This window comes from Dyadobacter sp., from assembly GCF_039919315.1.
Taxonomy (GTDB): Bacteria; Bacteroidota; Bacteroidia; order Cytophagales; family Spirosomataceae; genus Dyadobacter.
On sequence record NZ_JBDSFX010000067.1, the window covers coordinates 103,697 to 122,662 of the forward strand.

At 48.1% G+C, this 18,966-nt stretch carries 10 protein-coding genes; all 10 read left to right on the forward strand.

The window, feature by feature from the left end:
* Positions 1-387 precede the first annotated feature (387 nt).
* The 10 genes from ABIO93_RS18635 to ABIO93_RS18680 all read left to right on the forward strand — a co-directional run bounded on the left by ABIO93_RS18635 (position 388) and on the right by ABIO93_RS18680 (position 18,944).
* Positions 388-3,489: a TonB-dependent receptor gene (locus tag ABIO93_RS18635; protein ID WP_348070359.1), complete on the forward strand. Its 3,102-nt coding sequence runs from the start codon at positions 388-390 to the stop codon at positions 3,487-3,489.
* Between the two features lie 71 nt (positions 3,490-3,560).
* The gene (locus tag ABIO93_RS18640) at positions 3,561-5,144 is read left to right on the forward strand and encodes a RagB/SusD family nutrient uptake outer membrane protein (protein WP_348070361.1); all 1,584 of its coding nucleotides are present in this window, start codon (positions 3,561-3,563) and stop codon (positions 5,142-5,144) included.
* 271 nt (positions 5,145-5,415) lie between these two features.
* Complete coding sequence (locus ABIO93_RS18645) at positions 5,416-6,054, forward strand: RNA polymerase sigma-70 factor (RefSeq protein WP_348070363.1); 639 nt, start codon at positions 5,416-5,418, stop codon at positions 6,052-6,054.
* Between the two features lies 1 nt (position 6,055).
* The gene (locus ABIO93_RS18650) at positions 6,056-7,054 is read left to right on the forward strand and encodes a FecR domain-containing protein (RefSeq protein WP_348070365.1); all 999 of its coding nucleotides are present in this window, start codon (positions 6,056-6,058) and stop codon (positions 7,052-7,054) included.
* Between the two features lie 69 nt (positions 7,055-7,123).
* Positions 7,124-10,591, forward strand: a complete 3,468-nt coding sequence (locus ABIO93_RS18655) for a TonB-dependent receptor (protein ID WP_348070366.1) — start codon at positions 7,124-7,126, stop codon at positions 10,589-10,591.
* A 10-nt stretch (positions 10,592-10,601) separates the two neighbouring features.
* On the forward strand, positions 10,602-12,044 hold the full coding sequence (locus ABIO93_RS18660; RefSeq protein WP_348070368.1) for a RagB/SusD family nutrient uptake outer membrane protein: 1,443 nt from the start codon (positions 10,602-10,604) through the stop codon (positions 12,042-12,044).
* A 21-nt stretch (positions 12,045-12,065) separates the two neighbouring features.
* Entirely contained in the window at positions 12,066-13,382 is a 1,317-nt protein-coding gene (locus ABIO93_RS18665) for a hypothetical protein (RefSeq protein WP_348070370.1), read from the forward strand.
* Between the two features lie 13 nt (positions 13,383-13,395).
* Positions 13,396-16,560, forward strand: coding sequence for an FAD-dependent oxidoreductase (locus tag ABIO93_RS18670; RefSeq protein ID WP_348070372.1), 3,165 nt, complete (start codon positions 13,396-13,398; stop codon positions 16,558-16,560).
* 6 nt (positions 16,561-16,566) lie between these two features.
* A complete protein-coding gene (locus ABIO93_RS18675; protein ID WP_348070374.1) occupies positions 16,567-17,679 on the forward strand; it encodes a hypothetical protein in 1,113 nt (370 codons plus the stop codon).
* Positions 17,676-18,944: a polysaccharide pyruvyl transferase family protein gene (locus ABIO93_RS18680; protein WP_348070376.1), complete on the forward strand. Its 1,269-nt coding sequence runs from the start codon at positions 17,676-17,678 to the stop codon at positions 18,942-18,944. Before ABIO93_RS18675 ends, ABIO93_RS18680 begins: the two co-directional genes overlap by 4 nt.
* Positions 18,945-18,966 lie beyond the last annotated feature (22 nt).

Consider the following 18,966-nt stretch of genomic DNA (forward strand, 5'->3'; position numbering starts at 1 on the left):
GCAACTAAAGTAAAAAATAATCAATTATCTCAACCTAAGATCCTATTTTTTATCAAATGCAGCAAAAGACGCTGATCGAGGGTGGTATTGATCCTTTTCGACCCAGTTCGGCAGCGACACAAACAGCCTTATACACCTCTACAACAGCAACTTACACTTGTCGTATACATTTAAAAACCGGTATTGTTGAAGAATTTCCGGAACAAGGTTATATAAAAATATTTATCCTTAAACTCCTATTCAGGACAATTCAGCCCCCTTTTACAGACATTTTTAGCCCTTCTGAACTACCGCAGACAATCATCTTTACACCATCGAAATTCGTGTTAAAAAATGTGCTTCGATGCATGTAGAAACTCAAAATGTAAACCTAAAAATGTTCAAAAAATGACGCAAAAACCTTTACCTGTTTTAAGAAATACACTGGTTAAATTTTTAATAGGGCTGTTTCTTCTGGGTTCGATACAAGCGAATGCTGAGAAAATGCTTTCAATTAAATTAACAGGTATTGTGGTTGATCAGGCCGATCAACCCCTCGTCGGAGTTAATGTGATCGAGAAAGGTACCATAAATGGTACGGTTACGGATGGTGACGGAAAATTCACGCTGGCGGTAGAAAATGAAAAGTCAGTATTAGTGATCAGTTACATTGGCTATACCGTGCAGGAAAAAACGGTGGACAATCTCACAAAAATCGATATTAAACTGATTCCCGAAACCGCAACATTGGGTGAGATCGTTGTGGTAGGTTACGGAACTTCCCGGAAGCAGGATGTGATCACTTCCATCGCTTCTGTCAAGCCAGAAGCCCTCACGAGAAATGCTTCGCTGGATATCGGGGAAATGATGCGCGGCAAAGTGGCTGGTGTTTACATTACCACGAATGATGCCGGGCCGGGAGGTTCGTCGAAAATACAGATCCGGGGGCAGAGTTCGCTTTCGGCAGGAAGTGATCCGCTGGTCATTGCTGATGGGATACAAATTGGTTCGATCAATGACATTAACCCTGCCGATATCGAATCGATGGACATCTTAAAAGACGCTGCGGCACAGGCTATTTATGGTGCGAGAGCTGCCAATGGTGTCGTTTTGATCACAACGAAAAGAGGGAAAACAGGTAAGTTAACTGTCAACTATGATGGCTATTTTGGAACCCAGACAGCTAAAAGAAATTTTGACGTTTACACGGGTCAGGAGTTCGCGCAGCTAAAAAGAGAGGCGGACAGAGCGGTCAACGGAAATATCATGCGGGCTGATGCGCTCATTTTTAGTGCCGACGAACTGGGAGCCATTGCTGAAAATCGCAGCATAGACTGGTCCGACGAAGTACTTAAATCAGCTACCATCCAAAACCATAACATCAGCTTTTCTGCCGGCAGCGAAAAAACAAAGTTGTACTTCGGGACCAATTACCAGAACATGACGGGTATCGTTCCTACTACCAAGATTAACAGAACAACAGTACGGCTAAACCTTGATCAGACGCTGACCAAATGGTTGAAAGTAGGTGTAAACACATCTTTTCAGCTGGCAATATCAAGCGACCCGGATGTTGCGGGGATTGTGCGTCAGGTCGTTACCGCTTCTCCTTTGGGCAATATCTACAATCCCGACGGATCATACAATGTCCGGCCAGGCGGGAATCAGGAGAGCTTTAACCCGCTGTTGAACTTAAATGAAATCGACAATTCAAAAAATGCCCGAAACGATATTGTCAACGTATTTGCAGACATCAGTCCGATGAAGGGATTCAACAACCGGATTAACTTAAGTCGCAGGTCCTGGAATAACAAAGAGCTGAATTACAATTCGAGACTATCAGAAAGCGGGGTAGTCAATGGAGCCGCGAACGGCTCTATCTATTTCCAGGAAAATGCAGAATGGCAGTTGGAAAATATCACTTCTTATAAGACGAGTGTTCGCGACCACAATCTGAATTTCACCCTCGTTGAAAGCGCGATCGAATCCAACTATTATGACTTCCGGAACTCGTCATCGCAGATTCCAAATGATATTCTCGGAATCTATGGTCTTTCATCTGCATTAGTCAATGTTCCAACCATCGGGGGAAGTCAACGAAGATTATTGTCCATTGCGGCTCGGGCTGAGTATGATTACCAATCCAAGTACTCCATAGGCATCACCGCCCGGGCCGATGGTTCGTCGGTTTTTGGGTCAGAAAACAAATGGGGATATTTCCCGGCAGTGGCATTGGGCTGGACCCTCAGCAAAGAGAATTTCCTCGCCAATGTCAAGGCAATCTCCTTTTTGAAATTAAGAGCAAGCTATGGTAGTGTCGGCAATCAGGCCATTGCACCTTATGGAAGTTTAGCGCTTTCCAATCAGGTAGACTACTTATTTGGTGCCGATCGGGTATCCGGTTTCTCACCAGGAAGTCAATTGGCCAATCCAACCCTAAAATGGGAGACTTCCACCACTTTCAATGCAGGAGCAGACTTCGAGCTCTTTAACGGACGTCTGAATGGAAGTGTCGACGTGTACGACAAGCGGACTACCGATATGCTGGTATACCGGCAGTTGAATTCCTCCATTGGATATTCCAATCAGCCCGACAACATAGGCGAAGTTCAAAACAAAGGAATCGAATTGGGTCTGGACGGGGTTTTGCTTAGAAAAAACGACTTGGTGATAAAGGCCGCTACCACGTTTACCATGAACAAAAATGCGATCATAAGTCTCTATGGCGATTTGAACAATGATGGGATACAGGATGACGATGTTGCCAACAACTGGTTCGTTGGTCAACCCATTTCGATTTACCGGCAACCCAAATACCTTGGTGTGTGGCAGGGCACAGAAGTGTATCCGGGATCAACCTTCAATCCTGCAACAGGTAAATGGGAGATTGACGGAGTACAGGCACCCGTTGCCGTGAATGAGGCTACGGCGCAGCCACTCAAAGATCCTTTTACAAACGCAGCACCAAAACCGGGAACACCTAAAATAGAAGACGTCAATAATGACGGAAAAATCGATGCCGCCGATTCCCGCATCACCTCTCAAAATCCAAAGTGGATCGGATCATTTAATTTGAATGCCAGCTACAAAGGTTTTGATTTTTCTATGGACGTATACACTGTACAGGGAATTATCCGAAACAATCAGTTCTTATACGATTACACGGCGGGTGGCGACCTGAGAGGAAATAGAAATGGTATTAAGGTAGACTACTGGACACCGGAAAATCCTGCATCTCTTTATCCGCAACCCAATGCAGGTACGTCTCCTCCCGGTATGTTTAATATCGGATTACAGGATGCCTCTTTCTGGAGACTGCAAAATATTACCATTGGGTACAAGCTGCCGTCAAACCTGATCTCCAAGATAAAACTAAGCAAGGCAAGAGTTTATGTAACGGGTCAAAACCTGATTACCAAAACCAATTATCAGGCCTACAGCCCTGAGCAAGACTTATATGCCTATCCAATGACCCGAAACTTGATTTTCGGATTGAGCCTTAGCTTGTAGAAAAGATGGTATCAGGGAATAAAAATAAAATTCAGGGACACTTTATGCTCTTCCTATTAAAAAAAATACAAATGAAAAATATTGGTACAACGCTTTTTGGAATCCTCGGACTTATGTTCCTTGCTTCCTCCTGCACCGATTGGCTGCAAGAAGAAAATTTCACAAGAATTAGCTCTGACGTTATTTATAAAGATGAGGCCGGCCTGAAAGTAGCGCTTGGCGGCCTATATAACTTACAACGCACCTATGAAAGAGTGAGTGATGCAAATGGAACAACTCAAAATAATCTTTGGCTCTACTGCGCAGATGATTTGGGAAGTACGCGGACATTTAACGATGCCCAACTTTACAAAGCCAGCATGAACGCCATCAACTTCCCCAGAGGTAAATGGCCGGCAGGTTATCAGTTGATCGACAGAGCGAGCGCCGTGATCAGCAGTGCCCGTGACGTAAACTTTACCATGCCGGCCAGTAAAAACACCTTGATCGCAGAAGCCAAAGTCATCCGAGCGATGACCTACTTCAAACTTTGGCAATTGTATGACAACATCCTGATCGATACCATCCCGACCACGGCGGCTAATGCATTCGCCCCAACCGTTTACGAGCCCGCAACGAAAGAAGCGGTTTTAGGGTTGATAAAATTTGATTTGGATTATGCGCTAGCCAATTTGTCATACACAGCAAAACCAGGCCAGGTTAACCTTGGGCTGGCCCGTCACCTTCGCGCCCAGGTAGCTGCCTGGGAAAATGACTGGGTAACCGCGGCAACGCAATGCGAAGAAGTCATTACAAAAGGTGGCTATCAACTGCAGGCAATAGAAAATGTTTTCGGTGCGAATGTGAATCATGCGGAAGCGATCTATACCTCTCAGCTGGATCAGGTTCTAGGAGGAAATGACGCGTTGGCAGGAGGTAGTAATACGGTGATCGGAGCCGTGTTTCAATGCCGTTATTATGAGATGCCGGGTGGTCACGTCATTGAAGATAATATCTACGGTGGAAACAGTTATGGCTGGACTACTCCCAACAATTATTTAAAGAGCCTGATGAGCTGGGATCCTGCTACGGGTCATTCTCCCGACAAACGTTTCTCTGCCTATTTTTATCCGGACAGCATCATAGGCAACAAACCTGGCTCACCCTTTTTTGGTAAAAAATTACCAAAATCGTCCTATCCCGACAACTTCCGGCAATACCATTGGAGTGTGAAAAAATATCAGGATTTTGTAAAGGCGCCAGGTACGGCTGCGAGCTTCAAGGATATTATTTTGGTACGCTATGCAGAGACCCTTCTGTTGGCTGCCGAGGCGAATTGGAGGTTGACAAACAATTCAACCGATCCAAAAGCACTTAGCTATATCAATCAGGTTCGTTTCAGAGCTTTTGGCGACCACGCTTATGACTTAAAAACGATTGATCAGAATGCAATTTTGGACGAACATGCCAGGGAACTGGCCTTTGAAGGAGGCCGTTGGTTCCTTCTTAAAAGAATGGGAGTACTTGTCGAGCGGGTGAGCCTTTATAAAAAATTTGGTAGTGCCAAATCTAATGAAGTTGGTATAGTGATGCAACCACATATGGTACGCTGGCCAATTTCGCAGGACCAGATCGATTTAATGGGTGGAACGTTTCCTCAGAATCCCGGGTATTAAAATTATTTCACCGAAAACAGGACCGATCCCAACTGCTGGGTCGGTCCTGTTTTCCATAATTTGCCAAAGCTTCTATTCTTTATAGTTCGTTTGGCCGCAAGGATTCACACGTTTCAATTGGCCGGACAGATATTTTGCCCCTGCCCAGAATAATCTGCACCAAAAATTTTACATTTTTTTTAAAAAAAATCCTGAATTGATTAAGGGGTATTTTTCTAAAAGTTGTCTTGTATATAGTTGACCGATTCAAAGAATTAATTGTCCGTCTCTTATGACTGAAAACCTGCTAGAAGATAATCCCGGGGAAAGCGACGAGCCAGACAAAGTGCTGAACCTCGGGCGGACGCCAGCTCAGCCGGATGGTCCGATCGACAGTGAATGGATGATTAGGAACGGTTTCAACCAAAGTCCGAAACATGGCTTCGAATTGTTGTTCAAGCGTTACCATAAAGTGCTTTGCAGCCACGCAGCGCGTTTCGTATATTCAGATACGGTAGCTCAGGACATTGTCAGCGAGGTGTTTTGTAAATTGTGGAAATCCAAGGCTTATGCGAATATCACTTCCTCCTACCGGTTCTATTTGTTCCGCTCGGTGCGTAATGAGGCTTACAACTACATCCGGCTGGAATTCCGGCCTATGGAACAATTGGACGCCGCGGCAGCTCATGTATCCGGTAATGGTCAACTACCTGACATGATCACCCAGTACGAAGAGGTTTTAAACCAGGTTCAGCAACTCGTGCAAAGCCTTCCTCCTCAATGTCGTAAGATATTCTTAATGAGCCGATTTGAAGAAAAGAAATACCAGGAGATCGCCGATGAACTGGGGATATCCATCAAAACTGTTGAAGTACACATCAGTCGGGCGCTGCTGTCTATGCGCCATGGCCTAAAAGAACATTGGATCTGATATGAAACCAACGATCAGCAAGAGGCTTATATTCGACCATTTTGCAAACAAAACATCCCCGCTACAAAGGACAGCCATTGAAAACTGGCTGGCTGACGTGGCAAACGAAGAGCTCTACTATCAATGGCTGGAAGAATGGGAACGAAACCATCTCCAGTACGACGCGCAAAGCGAAGTTGCGCTCGAACATTTTTTTTCTATCATTGAACAAGAAGAAGCCGTAGAATCCATAGAACAGTCCAGCTTCCGTGCACAATTGGCGCAATGGACCAGAAACCACGCTGGCAAGATCGCCGCAGTGATTGCGGTTACATTGGGGCTCACCTGGTATAACTGGGATACGATTAACTACATTTCCTATCAAACCGGCTACGGAGAGATTGAGACATTTAAGCTCAGTGACGGCAGTAAAGTGAAGCTGAATGCAAATTCAATCCTGAAATTATCCCGTTGGAATTTTGGGGAAATAGAAAGGAAAGTATACCTGAAAGGCGATGCAAGTTTCGACGTTGAACACCTGAAAAATCATCAGAAATTCATCGTCAACACGCCTGAAAACTTCACCGTGGAGGTATTGGGGACTGAGTTTACCATGTCGGCCCGAAAATTCGGCTCCAAAGTGGTGCTTACCAACGGGAAAGTGAAACTGCATTACGTGGAAGCTGCCGACGAGAAAGAGCTTATCATGAAACCCGGCGACGTGGTGAAGCTCAAAAAGGACCGACCCATGGAAATGACCCGCACGGAAGCACCGGAAGCCTATTCGGAGTGGGAAAACAAAAGGTTTGTGTTCGACGAAACAACTTTGGAAGAAATGGCTTACCAGCTCCACGAAACCTACGGACTTGATGTGACATTCAGCAGCCAGACGATCGCTAACCGGCAATTAATGGGCTCTTTTAAAGGACGGACCATCGACGAATTTTTACAATCAATCGCAGAAGTTCTCGACCTCTCGGTAAGTCGCGAAAACAACAAAGTGCTTTTTACAGACCATTAAAATACCGGCTGATATCAGCATTCCCGGCCGCTACCCTATCAAACTGTTCCTAATCAACTTAACCCGACCATGTCTAGACATTTCTACCTGGCTACCATTTGGGGAGCTACATTCTTTCTCCATCTGCTCATTTCCTTCCCTGCAAGTGCCCAGGCGCTGGCCATTAACCAAAGGAAGCAAGAGAATACCAATACGCAGCGTCCGGTAAAACAATTGCTACTAAAAGACGCGCTCAACGAGCTGAAACACTATTTCCGGATCGATATCCTGTTCGATTCGCAGGCAACAAATGGTGTGCAGGTCTCCAACTTTCGGATTAATAAGCAATGGAACGTTGAAAAAAACCTCGATGAAATGCTCGCTCCGCTGGGCCTGACCTATAAAAAGGTCAACAAAAGCTCCTATCTGATCGTCGACCGGAGCAGCAGTGCCAACAACCTGGCACCGGGAGCCATTAAAACCGCAAGCATTGACAATGCAGCTGATCCGCAAACTGGAACAGGAAGGCCCAACAGTAATGAACCACTTGCAGCCACGTCGCAGGCTCAGGCACGCGCGGACGTTGCTATTTCAGGCAAGGTAACCGACGAAGCGGGAGAGCCGCTTCCAGGTGTAAGTGTAATGGTAAAAGGTACCCAGCAAGGTACAGCTACCGACGCCACCGGGGAATACAAGCTGACATTGAACAGCTTACCGGTATCATTGGTGTTTTCATTTGTGGGATACATTTCAAAAGAAATGGAGGTGACCAACCAGTCCCATTTGTCGATTAAGCTGGCGACTGATACTAAGGCGCTGGAAGAGATAGTAGTAGTGGGATATGGTACGGTTAAAAAGAGCGATTTGACGGGTTCGGTCTCCAAGATCGGGGAAGGAAACATTAAAGCAACGCCCATTGTCTCGCTCGACCGTGCCATGCAGGGAAGAGCGGCAGGTGTGCAGGTGGTGAGCAACTCCGCAAGGCCCGGTGGTAGCTCTACGATTCGGATCCGTGGCTCAGGTTCGGTCAATGCCAGCAATGACCCACTCTACGTTGTGGACGGTTTCCCGACCGATAACCTGAACTCGATCAATCCAAACGATATCGAATCCATTGAAATTCTGAAAGACGCTTCTGCAACTGCTATCTATGGTTCAAGGGGATCGAATGGCGTGGTGATGGTTACTACCAAACATGGCAAAGCCGGGAAAACGGTTGTGAGCTATGAAGGATATTACGGGGTTCAGTCGGTTCGTCGCAAGATACCATTGCTCAACGGACAGGAATTTGCTGAGTTTGTCAATGAGGCACAGGTAAACAACGGCGGCAAGCCCTATTTTGACGGTTCAAACGCTGACCGGCCACTACCCTCAACGATCGGAAAAGGAACCGACTGGCAGGACGCCATTCTTCAAAATGCGCCGATGCAGAATCACCAGCTAGGCATTTCAGGCGGCTCAGACAAATCGAGGTATGCAATATCTTTTGGCTACTACGACCAGGGCGGTGTCATCAAAAACTCCGACTTCAAACGGTACTCATTGCGTGCGAACATTGATTCAGACATATCCTCGCGGGTTAAGGTAGGCCTCACTTTTCAGGGAGCTTATACTGAGAACAACGATGCACAGACGGAACCTACCGGCAACCTCTCCTACACAGGTGTGATCAGCGCGGCCATGAACTATTCACCGACTTTCAAGCAGTACAATGACGACGGCACCTACTACAAAAACCAGGGACAACTCAATGGTCTCGGAGCCGACAATCCGCTGGCGCTTTTGAATGAATTTACCAACAAAACCTCAGCAATCAGGTTACTGGCCAACTCATTTGTCGACATTAAGATCATGGAAGGCCTGAATCTCAGAAGCAGCCTTGGAGCCGATGTGCAAACTTCCCGGCTCAACTATTACGTCACCCGGAATGCGATCCTGGGCGCAAGCGTGCTGGGAAGCGCGGCGATCACCAGCACGCAACGGCTCAACTGGCTTAATGAGAACACATTAAACTATACCAAAACTTTTAACCCGAAAAATTCATTTAGCGCCCTGATCGGTTATACAATCCAGGAGATCAAAGCTGAAAATGCAGTGGCGAAAGCCAACACGTTTTCCGATGATTTTGCAGAATATAACAACCTGTCAGCAGGATCTACATTGATCGCCCCTACTTCCACAGCCAGTGAATGGGCGCTGATCTCTTACCTGGCCCGCGTGAACTACGGCTATGACGACCGTTTTTTACTAACTCTGACCGGCCGCCGCGACGGTTCGTCACGATTTGGCCCTAACCGCAAGCAGGGTTTTTTCCCATCGGGAGCGCTGGCCTGGAAGCTTCATAATGAAAAATGGTTCAGTAACATTCCCTCAGTCACAGAGGCTAAGCTGCGTACCAGCTACGGATTGTCGGGTAATCAGGAGATCGGTAATTACAGATATCTGGCTAACATAAGCTCAGCGCCCTACGTGATCGGAGGTGTGTTGAACACAGGTTCGGCCACAGGGGGCATTGCCAATCCGGATTTGAGGTGGGAAAAGAATGCGCAATTTGACATTGGTCTTGACCTGGGCATGTTCCGTAACCGGATCACCATTTCCGCCGATTACTATTACAAAAAAACATCCGACCTGCTTTTCGACGTGAGCGTACCTACTTCCTCAGGATTTTCGACGACGCTTAAAAACATTGGTAGCGTGCAAAATAAGGGCGTGGAACTGGCGCTCAATACCATTAATATAGATAAAGGTGGTTTAAGATGGAGCTCGGAATTCAATGTAACATTCAACCGGAACAAAATCCTGACACTCGACGGTCGGCAGGAATTCCGGACCGGCTCGGACGCGACGATCTCGAACACCTCTCAGAATCCGATCCTACTCCGCGTTGGCAGCGAGCTCGGCAACTACTTTGGACTGGTCATGGACGGAATTTTCCAGAACCAATCGGATATAGACAACTCTGCCCAGAAAACAGCCAAGCCTGGCGACATTCGCTACGTTGACCGCGACGGTAACGGCGCAATCAACGACAGCGACCGCGACATTCTTGGCAGCGCCAATCCCGACTTTTTCGGAGGAATCAATAACACAGTTGCTTTTAAAGGATTTGAGTTTAACCTGTTCGTTCAAGGCTCATATGGCAATGAAATCTTAAATTACGGGTCTTTCGATCAGCTTAATTTCACAGGCGGGAACAACCAGTCGGCCAGAGTTCTGGACCGCTGGACTTCTACTAACCCTAGCAATACCATTCCCCGCGCCAACGCAGCGGGCGGCTCGCGACTACTGTCTACCCTGCATGTGGAGGATGGTTCTTACCTGAGGTTCAAGAACATTTCGCTTGGATATAACCTGCCGCAGAGCTTGCGCGGCAAACTTCACGCGCAGGCAGCGAAGATTTACATTGCCGCCCAGAACCTGTTCACGCTGACCAAATACACGGGTTACGATCCCGAAGTGAACCGTTACGGAAGTTCTTCACTGAGCCAAGGTATCGACTACGGCGGGTATCCTGCTGCTAAAACCATTCTTGTAGGATTAAATCTGACATTCTAAAATTACTCCCATGAAACGTTACCTCATATATCTGCTTCCGGCTATACTGACAATGTCCTGCGAAAGCAAACTCGACCTGACACCCGTCACCAACCTGACGAATGCTACCTATTATAAGACAGCGGAGGATGCGAAAGCGGCTCTGGGCGCCTGCTACGCCGCAATCGGAAACACCGATCCTTTTGCCGATCTGGTGACAACCGACGATGCGATTCCGTTCCTCACGGGTGCGGCAGACAGGCCGCAGCTCTGGCGCTATGAGATCACAACGGCAAACTCATTTATCACCCAATACGCCGGTGGCTTCCGGGGCATCAACCGGTCGAACATTGTGATTGACAGGCTGCCCGGGATCACCATGGACGAAGCATTGAAAACCCGCTACATTGCAGAGGCGCGTTTTCTGCGGGCAGTGCATTACTTCAATCTGGTGAGATGGTACGGCGGTGTACCCATTGTGACTTCCGAAACCACATCGCTTGACGGTCTCGAAGTTGAAAAAGCTTCTGTTGATGAGGTTTATAAATTGATTATGGAAGATTTGGCCAGTGCGGAAGCAGTCCTGCCCGCCACCTACCCTGCCACCGACGTTGGCCGGGCAACAAAAGGCGCTGCGATGGGAATGCTTGCCAAAGTATATGTGACAATGGCAGGTACCGACCGCCAATCGCCCTACTGGGCTCAGGCTGTCGCGAAACTCAAACAGGTGATCGATTTAGGTGTTTACGATTTGTACGCCAATTTTGCCGATGCATTTGCGCTTTCAGCCAGAGGTGGAAAAGAAAATATATTTGAGATCCAGTACCTGACAGATGTCCGCGGGCACGGCCATGGTAGAGGATATGGGGTAAGAGGTGCCCTCATTTTTCCAAGCGGCGGGAGCGGCATTGCTCGTCCTACCAAAAGTTTGTACGATCTATATTCAGCTCAGGATACAAGAAAGCCGGTTACTTTCCTGACATCCTACACTTATAATGGCACTACTACCGAGCTTTCAATAACTGATCCGGATTTTACAAAAGCAGTTTCATTCCAAAAATTGTGGGATAAAACAGCGAAAACCAGTGGTGGCGAAGGTACCAGTATTCCGATACTTCGTTATTCCGATCTGTTGCTGCTGTTCGCAGAAGCATTAAATGAAGTTAACAACGGACCTACTGCCGAAGCCTATGCCGCATTGAACAAAGTACGGACTCGTGCCAAACTTGCTGCGCTGACCAATTTGACCTATCAGTCTTTTAAAGAAGCCGTTTGGCTGGAACGACGCCTCGAACTGACTTTCGAAAACCACCGTCGTTTCGACCTGCTGCGTACAGGAAAGCTCATTGAGGCAGTAAAAGCGGAGACTACCTTCAACCGGAACCCACAGATTCAGCCATTCCACGTACTATTCCCCTTCCCGCAATCCGACACGGATGCGAATCCGAAGCTGGTACAAAATCCAGGTTACTAGCCTGTTTGACCGACATTAACTATGAAAAACTTTTTGATCATCACATTGATCTGCTTGCTGGGAGCCGCGTTTTCCGGAATGGTACTCCCAGAGCAAAATCTGGCGGGCGGAGCTGCCGACATTCCGATCCGCAAGGTGGCCTCCGGCAAGATCATCCACCGCTTTCACGACACCTCGCCTATCAGCCCGTCGGGCAAATACATCGCTTTATTCCGCATCCCGTTCGAAGACCATTACCCGGAAGCAGGCGACGTAGGAGAAGTCGTGCTGATTGATCTGGCCACTAATAAAGAAACCGTTATTGAACGTTCATTCGGCTGGGAAATGCAGGTAGGAGCCAATGTACAATGGGGTGCTTCCGATCATGAACTATTTTACAATCAGGTAGATACCAGCAGTTGGAAGGCATATACAATCCTACACGACCCGATCCGTAAAACATCCCGAAAATGGGAAGGTGCTACATTCATGGTCACGCAAGACGGAAACCAGGCCGCAAGTCATAATATGATCAATTCGGTCTATGCCCAATCAGGCTATGGCGTGATCCTGCCGGAAAAGTTTCGCACCAAGAATTCCGGAGTCGTAAGCAATGATGGACTTTTTGTAACGAATGTCGCCACGGGCAAAACTAAAATGATCACCTCGATCAAAAGGATTTTTGACGAAGCCAAACCGAAAATAGGGATTGACGATCCGGAAAATTACGAGATATATACATTCAAAGCAATGTGGAATGCGCAGGGTACAAGGCTGATGACCTGTCTGATCATTAAACCCAAAGCAGGCGGACCGAGAAAGGTGGCGCTCATTACGATCAAACCTGACGGCACCGACATTCGTACTGCCATCACCACCAAACAATACGCCAAAGGCGGGCACCACATGGCCTGGATGCCCGACGGCGACCATTTTTCCATGAACCTGGAAGTGGACAGTACTCGTAACGGGCTGGAACTGATCACCGCCAAATACGACGGTTCGGAGATGAAAACCGTTTTTTCTCCCGGTTCCGGCCACCCCAGTTTTCACCCGAAAGGCTTGCCGCTGATCATTACCGACTCCTATAACCACGAAACAAGCGTAGCCAAAGGCGACGGAATTGTGCCGATCCGGCTAATGAATACCAGCACTGGAAAAGAGATTATTCTTGCAAAAGTGAAGGTACCGGACGTGAAGGACAATTCATTCCGGATGGACGCCCACCCTACCTGGGACCGCACCGGCCGATATGTGATCTTTAATGGTTACGACGACAATAACAGGGGAGTATACATCGCCGACCTGAAAAAAATAATTGAAGAAACTCAACCTCAAACACTTGTAAAAGACAAGTAAAACGAGCCCAACTATGGACAGGCGTAAATTTTTGCATTTGACCCTACCTGCCACCGGCGCAGTATTCCTGACCAGCTCCATGCTCAGCGAACAGGCGATGGCCGAGATCGGTCAACAGTTCGACGGCAAGAATGCGGTCGGACATTACGATATCGTGGTGAATGGAGCGGGACTTTCGGGTTACTTTGCTGCGCTGCATGCTTCGTCGAAAGGGAAGAAAGTATTGATCGTGGAGAAACGGTCAAGCCCTGGTTTCGAGCTGGCTGCTAAAAGTCGGCTCTGGCTCAGTGCACAGGGATTCGACACGCTACGTCCGGATTTGCAGGAGCTTTTGCTGCCTGAGCAGGAACAGCCCGAAATCAAGAATACAAAATCTGCCGGGAAAGGGAAAAGCCAGCTTGGCGATCACGTTGCGCTCTTCAAAGGGAGTATTCGAAAAGGAATGGTGCGAAACCTGCTGCTCGGAAAGGTGGATATCCTCCTGATGACCGATACCTGCGGTTTGTTTGAAAGCAAAGGCCAAGTGAGTGGCGTGTTAGTAGCGACAAAACAGGGTGTATTTTCAGTTCCGTGTAAAACCTTCATTGATGCCTCGGACCAGCTGATATTCAGTAGGAGACTTGCTGGAAAGTCGCTAAAAGTGCAGAAAGCGGGTTTTGTGATAGAAGTAAATAAAGTAGGTAAACCGACCTTCAAAGAAATTAAAACTGATGCTTCATTGGGTCTGGAAGGTAACAAACTAACAATGTATCCCGGCAAACTTTCTGATGATCAGGCATTCCTGGCATTCGAATATCCGGTAGACACAGATAAACTTGAAGAAATAGAGCACAAAGGCCGCCAGATCGCGGCGCAGCTTGGTACTAAAATAAAAACACTCGGCTCCGGCTTCGCCCCCGCTCAGATACAACAGTATGCGCTTGAAGCTTCTCTGACAATGGCCGACAATGCGGCTCCTACAACCTCATTGAGCGGACATTATATCTTGGACAGTTTCTCAACCGAGCTTTCAGCCTCGTCGCTGCTGGCTCAGGAGAAAAAAGCGCAGGAATTGGTCGACCGGATAAAAATCCCGGCGCAAACCGGCGCTCCGCAAAATCTAATTCTGCCTGGTAAGAAACTGGATATCAGGAAAGTAAAGTTCGAAGAAGTCGAAGAACCCGGCTTTAATGTTCCACTCCAAGCCGTACATCTCGATTGGACGGATGCAGTTGTCGCCAAACGTCGAACGCAAGTAGTTGTCGCGGGCGGCGGTACGGCCGGGGCGCTGGCGGCAGCTGGCTCGGTGGACAAAGGTGCGGATACCATCGTGATCGACTACTTCAACGACCTGGGCGGCACCAAAACAATGGGCGGCGTAATGGGCTACTATCACGGCGTGAAGGATAATGTTTTTTTCAAAAAGCAAAATGACGAAGCCGAAAGATTGGCGCTGGAAGTCAATATGAACAAAAAGGTTGGCCGGCAGATTTACCATCTCCGGGCGGTTTTGGATAAAGGCGGCCAATTCATTTCGTCGGCGATTCTGTGCGGGGCTGTTACTCATGGTAATGTTGTAAAAGGCGTGGTCATATGCCGTCACGGTCAGCTTGAACTGGTGCTTGGCGACGCTACGATCGACGCTACCGGCGACGGCGATGTCGCTGCGATGGCGGGTGCTACCTTTGAGATCGGCGATTCCAGGATTGGATTTACTCAAAATTACAGTCAGTGGGACATTGCCGGCTCAGGAAAATTACCCTCGGCGACTAATCGGGACTACGACATTCTGGATAACAGAAAAGTGTCCGAACAGCAGCGTGGACTTTTCATATCGCATTACGAAGCACATTGCTACGATTTCCATCCTTTTATGACAGTAAGGGAATCGCGTCGAATCGACGGCATTCACAATCTTGACCTGATTGATTGTGTTGAAAAAAGGCATTTCGAAGACGTACTTGCCCTGGCGAGCAGCGATTTTGACCCGCATAATGTCGCATCTTCCGAGTTCAGTAAATGCGGGTTTCTTCTGCCCCATTCCAACGACATTACCGTCGAAGTTCCTTACCGGTCGATTGTTCCCAAAAAGCTCGACGGCCTGCTGATTTCCGGTCGTGGGTTTGGACAAAGCCGTAATGCGCTGCAATTCACACGCATGACCGCAGACCTGCTCGTACTCGGTTACTTGACCGGACAGATTGCCGCGGATGTTGCCTGGAAAAAGATTCGTCCGAGAGACTACGACGTGAGTACATTACAAAAAGAATGGGTTTCGCTGGGATACCTGCCGGCCGAGTTAATGCGTAAAAAACCAGGCGACCTGCGCGCCGATGCTGCGGAAATAGAACGCCGCGTGCAACAGCTGGAATCGGGTGCGGCTGAGTATCTGTATGAATGCAGCCGGATCGAAAAATCTCTAATCCTGCCGTTGATCAAGGAACGTTTTGAAAAAACGGACCGCCAAGACGGAAAGCTCCTGCTGGCCAAAATGCTGGCATGGTTTGGAGATGCCGGTGGCAATGCGCTGATCGGCGAAGAGTTAGTTAATCTTTTCGAGCTGGAACAGGAAGATGGTTATCCAAAAGGCTATATCGACGATTACGACAGTATTAGGGGCCGTGAAAAGAACAAATTGGAAGGGCTTTTCTGGAAGATCAATCAGAACATTGGATTACTGGGTATGTCGGGCAACGGGTCGGAAATGAAGTCCATCCGATATATTCTTGAAAAAACCGGTTCCGGTGGCGGAATGGTACCCCGCACCAATGACTACTATAACGAGCGCATCGACATTAAAATAGTGCCTTTTCACAACCGTATCGTCAGCCTGGCCATGTACGCTGAGCGCATTCCCGATCCGTCGCTGATCAGTGGGTTTGAGAACCTGCTGAAAGACACGAATATCAGCGGCTATGTAACTTCACAGTATGATAAAGTGCGTTGGAAAGTGCATGGTGGCGCGTTGGAAATCAGCATTGCAGCTGCTATGGCACGTTGCGGAAGCCAGAAAGGATACGAACTTCTGCACGCATATCTTGACGATTTGCATTACAATTATAAATCATTTGCACTCAGTGAGCTGCATGAACTTACCGGAAAAGATTGGGGCTACAAACCTCAAAGCTGGCAGAAACATTTGGCGGGGCTCTCCTACCCACAGCCTGCGAAAGCATTGAAAAAAGAGATTGAGATCTAGGTACCTATGCTTGGAATACGCCTGTTACTGCTGTTTTTATCGCTTTCCGCGACCCTAAGCTTTGGACAAATGTCGGAAAGGACGTATTACCGTACCCCTGAGCTGGAACAGCTGGCTTTGAGTACGGATGGGCTTTCTTTTAGCATGAATGATGACCACATGGAACCGTTTTCCGTGCGGGAATATACCAGTTCGGATGGCATGATGTACTGGTACCGGCGCATTGCCACGGAGGTTTGCCTCACCGGCGACTGCCGCCCGATCGATGTGGGTATTTACTGGGATTTCAAGGGAGATTTTACCGGTCTTGAAGTTTTTAAGGAGCCGCTGACCAAAACCGATCACAGCGACTTCAAGGCCTGGGACTACCGCAAGTTAATGTCGATCCTAAAAGACGATTGGTCGCCATTGCGGGAGTACTCATTGAGTGAGCTGGTCGATGAAAAACCCGCAGACAGCAGCGTCGATGCAGTGTCCGGGGCAACAAAACATGAAATTGCGGAGGCGGCTGTTGAAAAGGCCGTGTACACCACGCATACCCTCTGGCACCTGATCCATGTGGGCGAAAAGGAGCAGCTCGCAAAACTGACCGCCCAGCGACTAACGCAAAACCACCAGCTGAAAAAAACATTGCAGACCAATCGAGCAAAGTTTCTTCCCTTTCTGCTTGATATGTTTGGGCAGGGCCACATTCCGCAGGATGCTTTCACAGAATCCATTGTGCTCGACGGCCTTACTGATTCCACCGATCCAACCCTGCGGACGGTAGCATTGAATGCATTACAACAGCTGGATCTGACAAAACCAGGAATACAGGATCGGTTAGCGGTTATTTATAAAGCAAAAAAACAGCCGGAAAAGGTAGAGATACTGACCCGGCTGAAACCAGTGTCCGAATTATCGAAGCAATGGTACGATACTGTTGCAGAAGATCTGAATGCTGAGAATCCCTGGATGGCCGTCAAGATTCTTAATGCGCTGAAAAGTAGCAGCCAGCATCCGCCGGAGGTTATCGACATTGTCAAGAAATTATCACAAAGCGATATACCAGTTGTCAGGAAAGCAGTGAAAGAATTTGAACAAGCCCGGCAAAACGGCCAAACGATACTAATCAAATGATGAACAGACGAGCATTTATAAAAGATACTCCGCTACTGATGGGATTGGTGATGGGCGCACTGGAAAACGTTTCCGCCGCCCCGGCCAAAGTGATTATACTTCGCTCCTCATGGCAGACGGTTAACATCGGCGACATTGGGCACACGCCCGGCGTACTGACGCTTTTAGAAAAACACATTCCTCAGGCCGAGGTGCGTTTGTGGCCTTCTGACGTCGGAGACGGCGTGGAAGAAATGCTGTCTAAAAGATTCCCCAAAGTAAAAATCATTAAAAGCGATGAAGACAAGCAGAAAGCGTTGAAGGAAGGCGATTTTATGCTGCATGGATCAGGGCCTTCCCTGGTGGCACGTAAGGATCTGGATGTGTGGCGGAAAGAAACCGGTAAACCTTTTGGTATTTATGGCATTACCTTCCCTGGTAGTTATGTGTTTAAAGAGCAGGAAGGGAAGTTTGATCCGCTGGATATTGAGCTCATGAACCAGGCACGGTTCTGCTACTTCCGCGACTCGGTTTCCTATGATTTTGCCAAATCCAATGGACTGACCTGCAAGGTTACAGGCTTCTCTCCCGACGGGGCGTTTGCGGTAGACCTGCGGAATGATGCGCCCGCGATCGCATTTTTGAAAGAGCATAACCTGAAAGACGGGGAATTTGTGTGTGTGATCCCCCAGTACCGTTTCACTCCCTGGTGGGAGCTCAAAAGCAAGAACCGGCCTGTGGACAAAGCGAAGGAGGCTTATAATGATAAAATGAAGGAGCAGGATAACAAGCCGATCCGCGAGGCGATCATCGCAGTGGTGCGGCAGACATCGAAAAAAGTCCTGATCGTGCCCGAAAACGAAACACAGGTGCGAATTGGAAAAGAAATGCTGTACGACCCGCTGCCCGACGATGTGAAGGCGAAAGTGGTGTGGCGCAGCACCTACTGGCTTACCGACGAGGCCATCAGTACCTATGTTCGCTCCGCCGGTCTTTTTGGTATTGAAATGCATTCTCCCATTATGTGCGTGGCGAATGGTATACCTGCGATCGTTTGTCGTTTCAGGGAACAAACCAGCAAAGGTTTCATGTGGCGGGATGTCGGGCTGGGCGAATGGCTGTTCGATCTGGACACTCCTGCCGACGTAGCCCGACTTACACCAGCGGTGCTCGATATGATCCGGAATCCAGCAAAGTCACAGGCGAAAGTCAAAAAAGCGATGAACCTGGTCGACGGGATTTTCAAGAAAACAATGGGTGTTTTAAAAGAAAATGTATATTCCTGAACATTAAAGCCAACATTGAAAA

Excerpts from the sequence above, each read along its gene's own strand:
- ABIO93_RS18635 (WP_348070359.1), top strand. The coding sequence starts at position 388 with ATGACGCAAAAACCTTTACCTGTTTTAAGAAATACACTGGTTAAATTT.
- ABIO93_RS18640 (WP_348070361.1), top strand. The coding sequence starts at position 3,561 with ATGAAAAATATTGGTACAACGCTTTTTGGAATCCTCGGACTTATGTTC.
- ABIO93_RS18645 (WP_348070363.1), top strand. The coding sequence starts at position 5,416 with ATGACTGAAAACCTGCTAGAAGATAATCCCGGGGAAAGCGACGAGCCA.
- ABIO93_RS18650 (WP_348070365.1), top strand. The coding sequence starts at position 6,056 with ATGAAACCAACGATCAGCAAGAGGCTTATATTCGACCATTTTGCAAAC.
- ABIO93_RS18655 (WP_348070366.1), top strand. The coding sequence starts at position 7,124 with ATGTCTAGACATTTCTACCTGGCTACCATTTGGGGAGCTACATTCTTT.
- ABIO93_RS18660 (WP_348070368.1), top strand. The coding sequence starts at position 10,602 with ATGAAACGTTACCTCATATATCTGCTTCCGGCTATACTGACAATGTCC.
- ABIO93_RS18665 (WP_348070370.1), top strand. The coding sequence starts at position 12,066 with ATGAAAAACTTTTTGATCATCACATTGATCTGCTTGCTGGGAGCCGCG.
- ABIO93_RS18670 (WP_348070372.1), top strand. The coding sequence starts at position 13,396 with ATGGACAGGCGTAAATTTTTGCATTTGACCCTACCTGCCACCGGCGCA.
- ABIO93_RS18675 (WP_348070374.1), top strand. The coding sequence starts at position 16,567 with ATGCTTGGAATACGCCTGTTACTGCTGTTTTTATCGCTTTCCGCGACC.
- ABIO93_RS18680 (WP_348070376.1), top strand. The coding sequence starts at position 17,676 with ATGATGAACAGACGAGCATTTATAAAAGATACTCCGCTACTGATGGGA.